Consider the following 12,438-nt stretch of genomic DNA (forward strand, 5'->3'; position numbering starts at 1 on the left):
GTTAGGTAATCAGTATTGTGGCAAGCCCTAAGAATACTGATAAACCAATTACATCCGTTACGGTCGTTAACGCCATACCACCAGCTAAAGCTGGGTCGATGTTCATTTTCTTTAAGAGGATTGGAATCGTTACTCCGGCAACCCCAGCGACCAATAAGTTAGTCAGCATCGCGGCGGAAATGATTCCTCCTAGCATCCAGTTACCTTTCCAAGCGACAACAATGCCGCCAATAATCAGCGCCCACATGATGCCGTTGAGTAAACCGATCGAGGCTTCTTTCATCAACAGTTCTCGTTTGTTCGAGTCACCGATATGACCAAGAGCAAGACCACGAATCACTAGTGCGACGGTTTGGTTACCAGCGACACCACCCATGGAAGGAACAATCGTCATCAATACGGCAATGGCCGCCATCTGGTCTAGCGTGGCTTCAAACATGTTAGAAACAGAAGCGGCAGCGAGTGCGGCCAACACGTTGGCCCCAAGCCAGATACTGCGTTTGCGAGCTGATTTTACAACGGGTGCGAAGGTATCTTCGTCATCGTCCATACCTGCCATACTCATCATCGAGTGCTCGGCATCTTCACGGATAACGTCAACTACGTCATCGATAGTGATACGGCCAACGAGATGCTGATTCTCGTCTACGACAGGAGCAGAGACCCAGTTACGACGTTCGAACAGACTAGCAACATCTGAATCACTGGTATCGACAGTGATCGCTTCGTCAGCATCTTCCATGATGTCGACAATTTTGACATCAGGCTGGGTCGTGATCAGCAGAGTAATGGGTAGTTCACCAATCAGTTTGCTTTCTTCATCAATGACATAAAGTGCATCCGTTGCTTCTGGTAGTTCACCTTTCATACGCAGATAACGTAAAACCACGTCCACATCTACGTCACCACGAATCGTGATAACGTCGGTGTTCATCAGTCCACCTGCAGTGTCTTCTGGGTAGGACAGGGCGGTTTCGACACGCAGACGGTCAGAGGAGTCCATTTGCGACAGGACTTCGCGTGACAGGTTGTCTGGCAAGCTACGCAGTACATAAGCCACGTCATCGGTATCCATGCCTTCTGTCGCTTCTGCAAGCGCTTCTGGTGCCATTTTGGATACGAGACTATCTTTGACGTCTTCGTTCAGTTCGTCGAGGATTTCACCGTAGTCTTCAGGGTCGGTGAGTTGCCAGAGAACTTCACGGCTTTTGCGTGGAGAGGCTTCTAAAAGGTGAGCGATATCCTCAGGTTCCATGTCCTGTAACTGACGACGAACATGGACGAAGCGGCCATTTTCTAGCGCTTCTGTGACTTCTTGGAGGGCTTGGTGAGCTTGGTCGAATTCAATTTGCTCTGCCATTCATTCCTCCCAATTCCTGATATTTACAATGCGTTGAATAATAACTTAATTCTAGGCGCCTTTTAATAACAACTTATGATACTAAGCAAATTTATTTATTGGAGCAGTGAGGGGAAGGAGAGTGAGAGGTAATAAAAAAGCGAGTAAATTACTCGCCTTCATCAAATTTATCTTCGATTAAGTGGCAAACGGCATCCAGTGCTTCTTCTGCTTGCTCACCCGCAGCGTGGATTGTGACGTACTGTCCTTGAGCAGACTCAAGCATTAATAAACCCATTACGCTGTCTGCTGTGGCGGTTTTGTCTTCTTCATTGTCGATAGTGATGACCGCTTCAAAGCTCTGGGCCAGTTCGACCAGTTTGACGGCTGCGCGAGCATGTAAGCCAAGGCGATTTTGAATCAATACTTTACGACTTAACTCCACAGCTACTCCTTAGTGTTTTTCTCTAGTGAGGTATGACGAATTTGCACTTGGTGTCCTTTATTGGCGAAGTACTCACCGATTTGCTGAGTTAAGTACACCGAACGATGTTTACCTCCGGTACAACCTATTGCAACGGTCAAATAGCTGCGGTTATTTTTCTCGAGCAGAGGTAACCAATTCTCTATAAAGTTTTCAATTTGGTATTTCAAACTTAACACCGATTGGTGCTGCTCCAAAAATGCGGCGATAGGGGCATCCAAACCCGTAAGTGGGCGCAACGCTGGTTCCCAATGTGGGTTGGGTAAGAAGCGAACGTCGAATACGTAATCGGCATCGGAAGGCAGGCCATATTTGAAGCCAAAAGACTCAAATACCATAACAAGCCCTTTGCGATCTCTGCCTTCAACACGCATACGCACGGTTTCACTCAACTCATGCAAAGATTGTCCGCTGCTGTTCAGTACAAGATCGGCATGTGCTTTAAGTGGCGTTAAAATTTCTTTCTCACGCTCGATGGCTTGGTCAAGAGAGAGAGAGGTGCCACCTAAAGATAAAGGGTGGATTCGGCGTGTTTCGCTGTAGCGTTTGAGTAGCGTTTCCTTATTGGCGTCCAAGAAAAGCACGGTCACATCAAGCTCTGTTTTCAACTGCTCCAGTGTACCAGTCAGTTCTTTTAGCTTTTTAGGGATATTGCGAATATCAATGCTTACCGCAACATTCTGCTTGCTGTCAGCAATAGAATGAACAAATGCGTCCAGCAAATTCACTGGGAGGTTATCAACACAGTAATAACCTAAGTCTTCCAGTACGCGCAGCGCAATACTCTTACCGGCACCTGAGTGCCCGCTAACCACGATTAGTCGCATGATGTCCGTCCTGCTTATTGGTGAATCATGATGTCGTAAAGTTCTTCATCACTCTGAGCATTGCGCAGTAGTTTCAATACTTGCTTATCGCTCAGACGTTCTGCCATAGAGGATAGAGTCTTGAGGTGCTCTTTGCACTGTTCTTCTGGTACAAGGAGCGCAAAAAGAAGGTCGACAGGTCGATTATCAATCGCATCGAATTCAATGGCTTCATCACATTGCAGCAAGACAGCAATAGCCTTGTCGCTCGATTGCATTCTAGCGTGTGGGATCGCAATACCGTTTCCGATACCAGTACTGCCCATTTTCTCTCTGTTGAGCATGCACTCGAACAGTTCGGTAGAATCTTGGCCCGTTTGATCAGCCACGATGCGGCTGATCATTTCAAGGGCGCGTTTTTTACTCGTGCAGTGGACCGCACTCTTGGTGCAGTCCAATGACAGTATTTCGCTCAGTTGCATGATTAATGACTGTTTAGTTTTTCTTTGTGCTTATTGAGTTGGCGAACCAATTTATCTACCAGCGAATCGATCGCGGCATACATATTTTCGTCATCAGCTGATGCGTGGATTTCGCCTTGATTTATATGAAGCGTAGCTTCCGCGATTTGAGTGATTTTTTCAACTTTTAGTACAACATGTACTTGATTGATATGGTCGAAGAACCTTTCGAGCTTCTGAAACTTAGAATTTACATAGTCTTGCATTGAATCGGTAAGATCAACGTGATGGCCTTGAATATTGATTTGCATAGACTTTCCTTTTCAGTTAGTGCCTTATAATAGGCGTTTACGCTGACTTGAAGGGGCAATTCCCAAGGATTCTCGATATTTGGCTATCGTACGTCTCGCGACCTGAATCCCTTGGTCAGCCAGAAGAGCAGCAATCTTGCTATCACTCAATGGCTTAGCAGTATTCTCTGCTGCGACCAGTTTTTTAATGAGTGCGCGAATTGCTGTTGACGAACATTCTCCGCCGTTGTCAGTACTAACATGGCTAGAGAAGAAGTACTTCAATTCAAAAATGCCACGTGGTGTATGCATAAATTTTTGTGTTGTTACACGAGAAATCGTGGATTCATGCATGTCCACTGCCAAGGCTACATCATTTAGTACCATTGGCTTCATGGCTTCCTCACCATACTCGAAGAAATCTTGTTGATGTTCAACAATACATCTTGCAACTTTGAGTAGCGTCTCGTTTCTACTCTCTAAGCTCTTAATTAACCATTTTGCCTCTTGCAAATTGCTGCGGATGTACTGGCTATCCGCGCTATTGCCTTTGCCTAATTGAGCATATTGTTGATTTACTTTTAATTTTGGAACGCTATCTGGGTTGATAGAAACGGTCCATTTGCCGTTGTCTTTAAAAACGGACACATCTGGAATTACGTACTCGGTATCATCCGGTGTGATACGGCTACCGGGACGAGGATCTAACTGCTGGATAAGTTTGAGGACTTCACGGAGATCGGCTTCTTTCAGCTTAGTCTCTTTGATGACGAGCTTGTAATCACGGTTCCCCAGGTGATCAATATGATCCGCAAGAATCATTTTGGCTTCAGCAAGCCACGGTGTGTCTTCTGGGAAAGTCGCTAGCTGTAGCAGTAGGCACTCTTGTAAGTTGCGTGATGCCACACCGAGCGGATCGAACTGCTGAATACGTTTACGAACGGCTTCTACTTCGTCTAACTCAATCTCTTCGTTATCGAAGCTCTCATGAATTTCTTCAGGAGATAGGGTTAGGTAACCGTAGTCGTCAACAGCGTCAATAATCGCTAATGCAATCGTACGATCGGTTTCACTGAATGGTGTCAGGTCAAGCTGCCACATTAGGTAGTCATGCAATGATTCCGTGGTTTCGCCTTGGTAGACAGGCATATCATCATCAAGAGCTAAGCCAGTGCTACCGGTATTCGCGCTGTAGACGTCATCCCAAGTGGTATCGATTTCAAGTTCAGAGCTGATCTCTGACTTCTCAATTACGTCTGAACTGTCTGGAACGTCAATGTCTGCTGGTTCGTTAGCACTGTTGCTATCAGCAGCCTCGACCGCTGATTTATCTTCACCGTTTGCTAGAGGCTCATCTTGGCCTTCTTCAACTTCCAATAATGGGTTTGAATCCAAGGCTTCTTGGATTTCCTGTTGAAGATCGAGTGTCGACAGTTGCAGTAAGCGAATCGCTTGTTGCAACTGTGGCGTCATGGCTAACTGTTGACCTAGCTTGAGTTGTAATGAAGGTTTCATTCAGTGTTACTTACCTTGTAATGCTCAGAATCTTACCGTTCCTAATATAATCATAGACGGAATTGTTCGCCGAGATAAACTTGTTTCACCTGTTCATTATTGAGAACTTCTGCCGGAGTTCCCGATGCAATTAGGTGCCCTTGGCTTACGATATAGGCTTTTTCGCATACGTCCAGTGTTTCACGCACGTTATGGTCAGTGATTAACACTCCGAGGCCGCGATCGCGTAGATGCTCGATGATTTTCTTGATGTCATTAACCGAGATTGGGTCAACACCAGCGAAAGGTTCATCCAACAAAATGAATTGAGGGTTGGCTGCTAAAGCGCGAGCGATTTCCACTCTGCGTCGCTCACCCCCCGATAGTGCCATACCCGCACTGGTTCTGATGTGCTGAATGTGGAATTCTTCCAACAAATCTTCCAGCTTATCTTGGCGCTCTTCACGTGTCATTTCTTGACGAGTTTCGAGTACGGCCATGATGTTATCTTCCACCGACAGCTTACGGAAAATCGACGCTTCTTGCGGAAGGTAGCCAATCCCGAGACGCGAACGACTGTGCATCGGCAGAATACTGATGTCTTTATCATCAATGGTAATGGTGCCTTCATCTCGTGGCACCAAGCCGACAATCATATAAAACGAGGTGGTTTTACCTGCGCCGTTTGGGCCTAGCAGTCCAACAATCTGACCAGATTCAACTTCCAAGCTAACATCGGTTACGACTTTGCGCTTTTTGTAGCTTTTCGCCAAGTTTTTCGCACTCAGTACTGCCATATTAGTTCTCTATCTGATTGGGTTGCAAAATGGTCGTAACGCGCTCTTCCTTAGAGCTATCAGCGACTAGCTTTTGTTTACCAATTTGGTAACGAATCGAAGAACCTTTAATGGTGTTGTTGTCTTGTGCCAGTTGCGCTTGACCTTTCATGGTCAATTCGTCTGTAGAAATACGGTAATCCAGCTCCACAGCTTGACCACTCAGTGTCTTACCATCGTCCATCAGCTGAGAAAACTTGGCAGGTTTACCAAATGCTTGAATCTGTTTGATGGCTTCGGTTTTAGGATCGCGCGTTACCACGATTCTATCAGCACCGATATTGATGCTACCTTGCTTAAGAGATACATCGCCTTTAAAGATAACCTGGTTACTCTTCATATCCACCTGTTGGGTGTCAGAGTTAATGTAAACCGGTTGTTGAGTATCCGACTTAAGTGCCAGCGCTTGAGGCGCCGCCAATACCAGTGCCAGTAGGCTAAGGTGTAACGGTTTCATATCGACCTTGAACTTCGTCTGTCAGAGTTGCGGTATGCTGCTTTAAGTTGCCTTGCATTGCGCCTCCAGTAGTTTCAAATTGTGGCCCAACCAACATGACTTGTTGATCAGCTTTAAAATCACGATTGGTTAGATTAATGACTAACTTGTCTGTTGCCATGGTATCAAAACTCGCACCTGGCAGAAGATTTTGCATTAAGACCTTGTCATATAACGTTAAGACTTGGTCTTCATCTAACACGGCTCTTGTGGCCGTCACCTTCCATTCAATGACGCTACCTTCACGGTAAACCATCAAAGTCGGGTTATTAAAAATGGTATCTCCACTTTTAGCATAATGGTCTAAGTTCGTGGAGCGGATGATGTAACTGCGGACACCATCTTCACCATAGGTGATGTTTTCCAGTCCAGTACCACTGAACATGGGCAGTTCAGAATCTGGTGCTACTTGAATTGCGTCGTTGCCTTTTGGGGTCAGTAGGTAATAACCGCACCATGCGACAACGAAGATCAAGAGCAAATAAATAAGGCGAGTAAAACTCATATAATGAAGGCCTATCGTTTAGCTCAGTACTTCCCTGACCATTGCCTTTATTTGTGTAATAAATGATTTAAATGTTTGTGCTGATATTACATCACGCCAGCTTTTAGTAAATCGTGCATGTTCAGTGCACCCACAATTTTTTCGTCTTTACATAAAATCAGAGCGTTAATATTTTTATTCTGCATCAAGTTCAAACCTTCAACCGCTAGCATATCAGGGTGCGCTGTGGTTGGATTTGTCGTCATGACTTCGCCAATCGCGGTCGTATGAATATCAATGCGTTTGTCTAAGGTGCGACGTAAATCACCATCGGTGAATATACCAAGCATAGCATCGTGTTCATCGACGATAGCGGTCATGCCTAGCCCTTTTTCTGAAATTTCAAGCAGGGCATCGCGAATCAATGCGTTTGGAGAAACTTTAGGTAACGCTTCTCCAAAGTGCATAATATCAGACAACTTAAGCAGCAGTTTTCTCCCTAACGCGCCACCTGGATGAGATAGAGCAAAATCTTCGGCAGAAAAACCACGCGCTTGGAGTAGGGCTACGGCTAATGCGTCTCCCATTACTAATGTGGCCGTGGTACTGCTGGTCGGTGCCAACCCTAGCGGGCAAGCTTCTTGAGGTACCGTAATTTGTAGGTGCAAGTCAGACAGTTTTGCCATATTGGATTCTGGCTTGCCTGTCATACTAATTATCTTGATGTTCAGGCGTTTTAATACCGGAAATAGAGACAGAATTTCGTTTGACTCACCAGAGTTAGAAATTGCGAGCACAATATCTCCAGGACTGATCATGCCCAAGTCGCCATGTGCTGCTTCGCCAGGGTGAACGAAAAACGCAGAAGTCCCCGTGCTTGCCAGAGTCGCAGCAATCTTGTTACCAATGTGGCCTGACTTGCCAATACCCATAACGACTACTTTGCCGCTGTTGGAAAGGATCAGTTCGCACGCTTTCTCAAATTGATCATCAAAGTAGGTATCCAGCTCTTGCAGAGCAGCAACTTCGATATCAAGAACTTGTTTAGCAGCAGCGCGAAAATCAAATTGATTGGACATATCAGTTCTCTACTTATTTATCGTGGTAATTAAGCGGCCATGTTTGCGAATAAGTACACTTGATAACCTAGGAAGCATGCAAACAAGATTGCACCTTCAATACGGTTAATACTGCGTGATTTACCCAAACACATCGCGACAAGTAACAGTGAAACGCCTAACATGACCCAGAAGTCACGTCCCATCGCGTACTCACTCAGTACCGATGGATTAATGATGCCAGGAATGCCCATTACGGCCAGAATATTAAACACATTCGAGCCAATAATGTTACCGACGGCCATGTCGTCTTCACCTTTTAAAACACCAGCAAGCGATGCTGCGAGCTCAGGTAGACTAGTGCCGATGGCAATGATAGTCAGACCGATGACAAGATCGCTCATGCCAAAATACTTTGCAATAATCACCGCGTTATCCACTAGCATGCTTGCTGCCAAAGGAAGCAGTATCAGGCCAATAACCACCCACATGATCGCTTTAGGGTTGCTGACGCCTTCTGGGATCTCTGACTCTTGGTCATCAAGAAAAACATCACCTGATTTTTGTTCTTTGCGGCTGATCTGCAACATAGCAAATAAAAATGCCCCAAAGAGTACAAACAATAAGACACCTTCATAAAAACCGAGATGGCTATTCCAAAGCAGAATACCGGCGAGTACTGTTACTGCAATCATTAATGGCAGTTCCCGGCGGATGACCGCGGAGCTAATCGACAGAGGCTTTATGAGTGCTGTAATACCTAGGATTAACGCGATGTTCGCGATGTTTGAGCCTAAAACGTTACCCACTGCAGTATCGGTTTTTCCGTCCCAGGCTGCGGTTGCAGAAACCATCATCTCTGGCGCAGAAGAGCCCATCGCAAGGATTGTCATGCCGATGACAAGAGGTGAAATACCGACGTTGCGGGCTATCGCTGCAGAACCAAAAACAAGTTTATCTGCACTCCATACGAGCAAAACAAGACCGACTATAAGCAACGCTACGGCTTCGAGCATGAGAATTCCTAAGTATTAAATAAGTAAAATGAATAACCGCTAATTTTGACCTTTTGCGGCCTAAAATGGAAGATAAACGACGAATAAATTAAAGGTTAGTAACGAAAATGTATGCAAATGTCGTTCATTTAAATCAGCAATTCTTGTCTAGGATTTAAACACTTTGCGCTGATTTGATCGTAATCCACAAAAAATTGCAGGTATATACTCGACTTTATTTAATTGAACAGTGCTTTAAATTCAAAGCCAATGTGCTTATGATTGCAGCCTAATAAATGTACCGACGTTACTTTATTAAACGTGAAATTCAACTCCGTTGTGTGTCTGGTTGATGATGCCGTGAGTTGCAACGCTCCGACAGTAGAAGAGATGATATGTCGAACAACGATTTAGTCACCGTGAACAACCTCACTTTTTCACGGGGAGAGCGCAAGATCTTTGATGGTATTGATCTGCATGTTCCTGAGGGCAAAGTGACGGCCATTATGGGACCATCGGGAATTGGTAAAACAACACTGCTGCGTTTAATTGGTGGTCAGTTGTATCCCGAGCAAGGAGAGATCTGGTTTGATGGCGACAATATTCCCTCTCTCTCGCGTAAAAAACTCTACCATGCTCGAAAGAAAATGAGCATGTTGTTTCAATCAGGAGCTTTATTCACTGATTTGAATGTCTTTGATAACGTCGCCTTCCCATTGCGAGAGCATACGAATTTATCTGAAGAGCTGATTCGTACCATGGTATTGCTTAAGCTTGAAGCCGTCGGTCTACGCGGCGCGGCACAACTGATGCCGAGCGAGCTATCGGGTGGCATGGCAAGACGCGCTGCGTTGGCGCGTGCGATCGCCCTAGACCCAGATTTAATCATGTACGATGAACCATTTGTCGGACAAGACCCAATCACCATGGGTGTCTTGGTTGAGCTTATTAGTAATCTAAATCAAGCGTTAGGTTTAACTTCTATAGTCGTTTCTCACGACGTGCCTGAAGTGATGAGTATTGCCGATTGGGTTTATCTGATGGCCGATGGCAAAATTATCGCTTTTGGCACACCAGAAGAGCTTAATCAGAATCCTGACCCTCGCGTTCAGCAGTTCTTACAAGGTGATGCTGATGGTCCTGTACCGTTTCGCTTCCCTTCTCAAAGTATCGAAAAGGACTTATTTGATGGTCGATAACTTTATGCATTTTGTCGCCTCACTAGGTAGACGAACGCTCTCCATCTGCGGAGCATTTGGTCGTGCGACTTTCATGCTGATTGGGGCACTGTTTACTAAGCCACAACCGCTCAAAAGCTTTCCTCTGCTCGTTAAACAACTTTATTCCGTAGGCGTCCAGTCTCTGGCGATTATCGTCGTATCTGGGTTGTTCATTGGTATGGTCTTGAGCCTACAAGGCTATGTTGTGCTGGTGGATTACGGCGCAGAGGGCAGTTTGGGGCAAATGGTGGCGCTCTCATTGCTACGTGAATTAGGGCCCGTTGTCACTGCACTTCTGTTTGCTGGTCGTGCAGGCTCTGCGTTAACTGCAGAGATAGGTTTGATGAAAGCGACGGAGCAACTCTCTAGCCTTGAAATGATGGCGGTAGATCCTTTGAAAAGAGTGATCGCGCCACGTTTTTGGGCTGGTGCTATTTCAATGCCATTACTGGCTATGATTTTCATGGCTGTGGGTATTTGGGGCGCTCAGCTTGTTGGTGTTGACTGGAAAGGTGTTGACCATGGCAGTTTTTGGTCAGCGATGCAGTCCTCAGTTGAACTAGGACAGGATATTGGTAACAGTATGATCAAATGCTTTGCGTTTGCAATTACGGTTACTTGGGTCGCTCTATTTAACGGTTATGATGCTATTCCAACTTCGGAAGGGATCAGCCGAGCAACTACGCGCACTGTTGTGCATTCTTCTTTAGCAGTACTGGGACTAGACTTTGTACTGACCGCATTGATGTTTGGGAATTAATCATGCAACAAACACGTAAAACTGAATTATGGGTTGGCAGCTTTGTATTAGCGGGAATTTGCGCGATTCTTGTGATGATTTTTCAAGTTGCTGACGTAAAAAGCATTGGCTCTGGTGATACTTACACCCTCAAAGCTGAGTTCGATAATATTGGTAGTTTAAAAGTTCGCTCGCCAGTAAAAGTGGGTGGGGTTGTGATTGGCCGGGTAAGCAATATTTCGCTTAACCCAGATAACTTATTACCTGTTGTAACTCTATCGATCAATAGCAAATACAATCAATTCCCAGAAACGTCGAGCGTACAAATTTTGACGTCTGGCTTGATTGGTGAGCAATACATTGGTTTAGTACCAGGCTTTGTTTTTGACGATGAAGTCATGCTGGTCGATGGCGATACCATCGAAGACACCAAATCAGCGCTCGTGCTTGAAGACTTAATTGGTCAAGTGCTTTACAGCGTAGGTGGTTCAGACGATTCAAGTAAGGAATAACTATGTTAGCGAGATTATTACTTTCAGTTTGTGCTGTGTTTAGCGCGTTTGGTACAAGTGCAGCAGAAGTGGATAAAACTGAACCTTATAAGATGATGAAGCAAGTGGCTGAAGTCACGTTCGAAAGATTAAAAGCCGAGCAGCCGAAAATCAAACAAGACCCAGATTTACTCAAGGTGATTGTTGAAGAAGAGCTAATGCCTTACGTCAACTACCGCTATGCTGGGTTAAAGCTCCTAGGTCCAAACCTAAAAGGAGCGAAACGTGAAGACGTACTTGAGTTTATCGATGCATTTCGCGCGTACTTAATTGCTTCTTATGCCCAAGTGCTAACGCAATACAGTGACCAAAAAATTGAATTTGGTCCTGAGCCTAGCATTGATGACTCTAAGCGTATCACCAGTATTAAAGTTGATATCATCGATACGCCGCGTCCAAACATCAAGCTAGAGTTCAAATTGCGTAAAGACAACAAATCTGGTGAGTGGGAAGCGTTCGATATGATTGCGGAAGGCATCAGTTTACTCTCTAGCAAACAGTCAGAATGGAATAGCAAAATTCGTCAAGAAGGCATTCTATCTGTCGCGAAAGATCTAGAAAAATTAGCTGCGGAACCGATTCGCTTTGAGGCGAAGAAATAATGGCTCAGACTCCCGCTCAGTGGCAATTAGATCAAAATATTCTTAAGCTAACAGGGGCACTTGATAGAGATACAGTGCCCTCGTTGTGGGCGTATGCTCAGCAATGGCAACCAGCTCAAGCTGAGCTAGAATGCTCGTTAAAAGAGATAGAGCGCGTCGACTCTGCAGGAATGGTGATGTTAATCCACTTATTAGAGCATGCAAAAAAGCAAAACTGTCATATAATGCTCAGTTTCGTGCCGGCGCAACTGCGCACTTTGTTTCAACTGAGCAATGTTGAATCTTTAGTGGCCAAACACATACAGAATTATCAGGGGTAAATTGTGGATAGCGCAAAAGTACAACAGTTATTAGAAGAAGCACTAAACCTTCAAGAAGTGCATGTAAAAGGTGAAGGTAGCCACTATGAGGTGGTTGCTGTTGATGCTTGTTTCGATGGAATGAGCCGCGTTAAGAAGCAGCAGTTAATTTATGGTCCTCTGATGGAATACATCCAGCGTAACGACATTCACGCATTATCAATTAAAGCGTTCACACCAGAAGAGTGGGCTCGTGATAAGAAACTGATGTCGCTTTAAGGTTT

The 12,438-nt window shown here is 45.1% G+C and carries 17 protein-coding genes; 6 read left to right on the top strand and 11 right to left on the bottom strand.

Going from position 1 to position 12,438, the window contains the following annotated elements; translation table 11 throughout:
- Window position 1: 1 nt before the first annotated feature.
- The 11 genes from mgtE to L3V32_RS22760 form a co-directional block, all read right to left on the bottom strand.
- On the bottom strand, window positions 2–1,360 hold the full coding sequence (gene mgtE, locus L3V32_RS22710; RefSeq protein ID WP_006742352.1) for a magnesium transporter: 1,359 nt from the start codon (window positions 1,358–1,360) through the stop codon (window positions 2–4).
- 148 nt (window positions 1,361–1,508) lie between these two features.
- The gene (locus tag L3V32_RS22715; protein ID WP_005396244.1) at window positions 1,509–1,784 is read right to left on the bottom strand and encodes an HPr family phosphocarrier protein; all 276 of its coding nucleotides are present in this window, start codon (window positions 1,782–1,784) and stop codon (window positions 1,509–1,511) included.
- Between the two features lie 2 nt (window positions 1,785–1,786).
- A complete protein-coding gene (gene rapZ, locus L3V32_RS22720) occupies window positions 1,787–2,650 on the bottom strand; it encodes an RNase adapter RapZ (RefSeq protein ID WP_085344291.1) in 864 nt (287 codons plus the stop codon).
- A 14-nt stretch (window positions 2,651–2,664) separates the two neighbouring features.
- Window positions 2,665–3,111 (bottom strand): PTS IIA-like nitrogen regulatory protein PtsN, encoded by a 447-nt coding sequence (gene ptsN / locus L3V32_RS22725; RefSeq protein ID WP_005381116.1) that lies wholly within the window; start codon window positions 3,109–3,111, stop codon window positions 2,665–2,667.
- Between the two features lie 2 nt (window positions 3,112–3,113).
- Entirely contained in the window at window positions 3,114–3,401 is a 288-nt protein-coding gene (gene hpf, locus L3V32_RS22730; protein ID WP_005381114.1) for a ribosome hibernation promoting factor, read from the bottom strand.
- Between the two features lie 24 nt (window positions 3,402–3,425).
- Window positions 3,426–4,895 (bottom strand): RNA polymerase factor sigma-54, encoded by a 1,470-nt coding sequence (locus L3V32_RS22735; RefSeq protein ID WP_005396241.1) that lies wholly within the window; start codon window positions 4,893–4,895, stop codon window positions 3,426–3,428.
- 50 nt (window positions 4,896–4,945) lie between these two features.
- Window positions 4,946–5,671 (bottom strand): LPS export ABC transporter ATP-binding protein, encoded by a 726-nt coding sequence (lptB, locus tag L3V32_RS22740; protein WP_005396240.1) that lies wholly within the window; start codon window positions 5,669–5,671, stop codon window positions 4,946–4,948.
- 1 nt (window position 5,672) lies between these two features.
- Window positions 5,673–6,167 carry a lipopolysaccharide transport periplasmic protein LptA gene (gene lptA / locus L3V32_RS22745; RefSeq protein ID WP_237285316.1) on the bottom strand — a complete coding sequence of 165 codons (495 nt, stop codon included), beginning with the start codon at window positions 6,165–6,167 and terminating at the stop codon, window positions 5,673–5,675.
- The gene (gene lptC, locus L3V32_RS22750; RefSeq protein WP_005396238.1) at window positions 6,148–6,711 is read right to left on the bottom strand and encodes an LPS export ABC transporter periplasmic protein LptC; all 564 of its coding nucleotides are present in this window, start codon (window positions 6,709–6,711) and stop codon (window positions 6,148–6,150) included. The genes lptA and lptC overlap by 20 nt, the downstream gene beginning before the upstream one ends.
- Window positions 6,712–6,797: 86 nt before the next feature.
- Window positions 6,798–7,769, bottom strand: coding sequence for an arabinose-5-phosphate isomerase KdsD (gene kdsD / locus L3V32_RS22755; RefSeq protein WP_005396237.1), 972 nt, complete (start codon window positions 7,767–7,769; stop codon window positions 6,798–6,800).
- A 29-nt stretch (window positions 7,770–7,798) separates the two neighbouring features.
- Window positions 7,799–8,764 (bottom strand): calcium/sodium antiporter, encoded by a 966-nt coding sequence (locus L3V32_RS22760; RefSeq protein WP_005396236.1) that lies wholly within the window; start codon window positions 8,762–8,764, stop codon window positions 7,799–7,801.
- A 374-nt stretch (window positions 8,765–9,138) separates the two neighbouring features.
- Here L3V32_RS22760 and mlaF point away from each other — a divergent pair, with 374 nt between their 5' ends.
- The 6 genes from mlaF to ibaG are packed head-to-tail and all read left to right on the top strand — an operon-like array spanning window position 9,139 to window position 12,433.
- Window positions 9,139–9,942 carry a phospholipid ABC transporter ATP-binding protein MlaF gene (gene mlaF, locus L3V32_RS22765; protein ID WP_005396235.1) on the top strand — a complete coding sequence of 268 codons (804 nt, stop codon included), beginning with the start codon at window positions 9,139–9,141 and terminating at the stop codon, window positions 9,940–9,942.
- On the top strand, window positions 9,932–10,723 hold the full coding sequence (gene mlaE, locus L3V32_RS22770; protein WP_005396234.1) for a lipid asymmetry maintenance ABC transporter permease subunit MlaE: 792 nt from the start codon (window positions 9,932–9,934) through the stop codon (window positions 10,721–10,723). Before mlaF ends, mlaE begins: the two co-directional genes overlap by 11 nt.
- 2 nt (window positions 10,724–10,725) lie before the next feature.
- Entirely contained in the window at window positions 10,726–11,214 is a 489-nt protein-coding gene (gene mlaD / locus L3V32_RS22775; RefSeq protein WP_012841383.1) for an outer membrane lipid asymmetry maintenance protein MlaD, read from the top strand.
- A gap of 2 nt (window positions 11,215–11,216) precedes the next feature.
- Entirely contained in the window at window positions 11,217–11,855 is a 639-nt protein-coding gene (gene mlaC / locus L3V32_RS22780) for a phospholipid-binding protein MlaC (RefSeq protein ID WP_134648101.1), read from the top strand.
- Window positions 11,855–12,175, top strand: coding sequence for a lipid asymmetry maintenance protein MlaB (locus L3V32_RS22785; protein WP_005396231.1), 321 nt, complete (start codon window positions 11,855–11,857; stop codon window positions 12,173–12,175). The genes mlaC and L3V32_RS22785 overlap by 1 nt, the downstream gene beginning before the upstream one ends.
- Window positions 12,176–12,178: 3 nt before the next feature.
- On the top strand, window positions 12,179–12,433 hold the full coding sequence (ibaG, locus tag L3V32_RS22790; protein ID WP_005396230.1) for a BolA family iron metabolism protein IbaG: 255 nt from the start codon (window positions 12,179–12,181) through the stop codon (window positions 12,431–12,433).
- The last annotated feature ends 5 nt before the right edge of the window (window positions 12,434–12,438 follow it).

The organism is Vibrio sp. J2-4 (genome assembly GCF_021728155.1).
Taxonomy (GTDB): Bacteria; Pseudomonadota; Gammaproteobacteria; order Enterobacterales; family Vibrionaceae; genus Vibrio; species Vibrio diabolicus.

What these genes read in the sequence shown, in the direction of transcription:
- rapZ (WP_085344291.1), bottom strand. Translation starts at nt 2,650, where the DNA reads ATGCGACTAATCGTGGTTAGCGGGCACTCAGGTGCCGGTAAGAGTATT.
- hpf (WP_005381114.1), bottom strand. Translation starts at nt 3,401, where the DNA reads ATGCAAATCAATATTCAAGGCCATCACGTTGATCTTACCGATTCAATG.
- L3V32_RS22735 (WP_005396241.1), bottom strand. Translation starts at nt 4,895, where the DNA reads ATGAAACCTTCATTACAACTCAAGCTAGGTCAACAGTTAGCCATGACG.
- mlaC (WP_134648101.1), top strand. Translation starts at nt 11,217, where the DNA reads ATGTTAGCGAGATTATTACTTTCAGTTTGTGCTGTGTTTAGCGCGTTT.
- mgtE (WP_006742352.1), bottom strand. Translation starts at nt 1,360, where the DNA reads ATGGCAGAGCAAATTGAATTCGACCAAGCTCACCAAGCCCTCCAAGAA.
- lptC (WP_005396238.1), bottom strand. Translation starts at nt 6,711, where the DNA reads ATGAGTTTTACTCGCCTTATTTATTTGCTCTTGATCTTCGTTGTCGCA.
- L3V32_RS22760 (WP_005396236.1), bottom strand. Translation starts at nt 8,764, where the DNA reads ATGCTCGAAGCCGTAGCGTTGCTTATAGTCGGTCTTGTTTTGCTCGTA.
- lptB (WP_005396240.1), bottom strand. Translation starts at nt 5,671, where the DNA reads ATGGCAGTACTGAGTGCGAAAAACTTGGCGAAAAGCTACAAAAAGCGC.
- kdsD (WP_005396237.1), bottom strand. Translation starts at nt 7,769, where the DNA reads ATGTCCAATCAATTTGATTTTCGCGCTGCTGCTAAACAAGTTCTTGAT.
- L3V32_RS22785 (WP_005396231.1), top strand. Translation starts at nt 11,855, where the DNA reads ATGGCTCAGACTCCCGCTCAGTGGCAATTAGATCAAAATATTCTTAAG.
- mlaE (WP_005396234.1), top strand. Translation starts at nt 9,932, where the DNA reads ATGGTCGATAACTTTATGCATTTTGTCGCCTCACTAGGTAGACGAACG.
- mlaD (WP_012841383.1), top strand. Translation starts at nt 10,726, where the DNA reads ATGCAACAAACACGTAAAACTGAATTATGGGTTGGCAGCTTTGTATTA.
- lptA (WP_237285316.1), bottom strand. Translation starts at nt 6,167, where the DNA reads ATGAAACCGTTACACCTTAGCCTACTGGCACTGGTATTGGCGGCGCCT.
- ptsN (WP_005381116.1), bottom strand. Translation starts at nt 3,111, where the DNA reads ATGCAACTGAGCGAAATACTGTCATTGGACTGCACCAAGAGTGCGGTC.
- mlaF (WP_005396235.1), top strand. Translation starts at nt 9,139, where the DNA reads ATGTCGAACAACGATTTAGTCACCGTGAACAACCTCACTTTTTCACGG.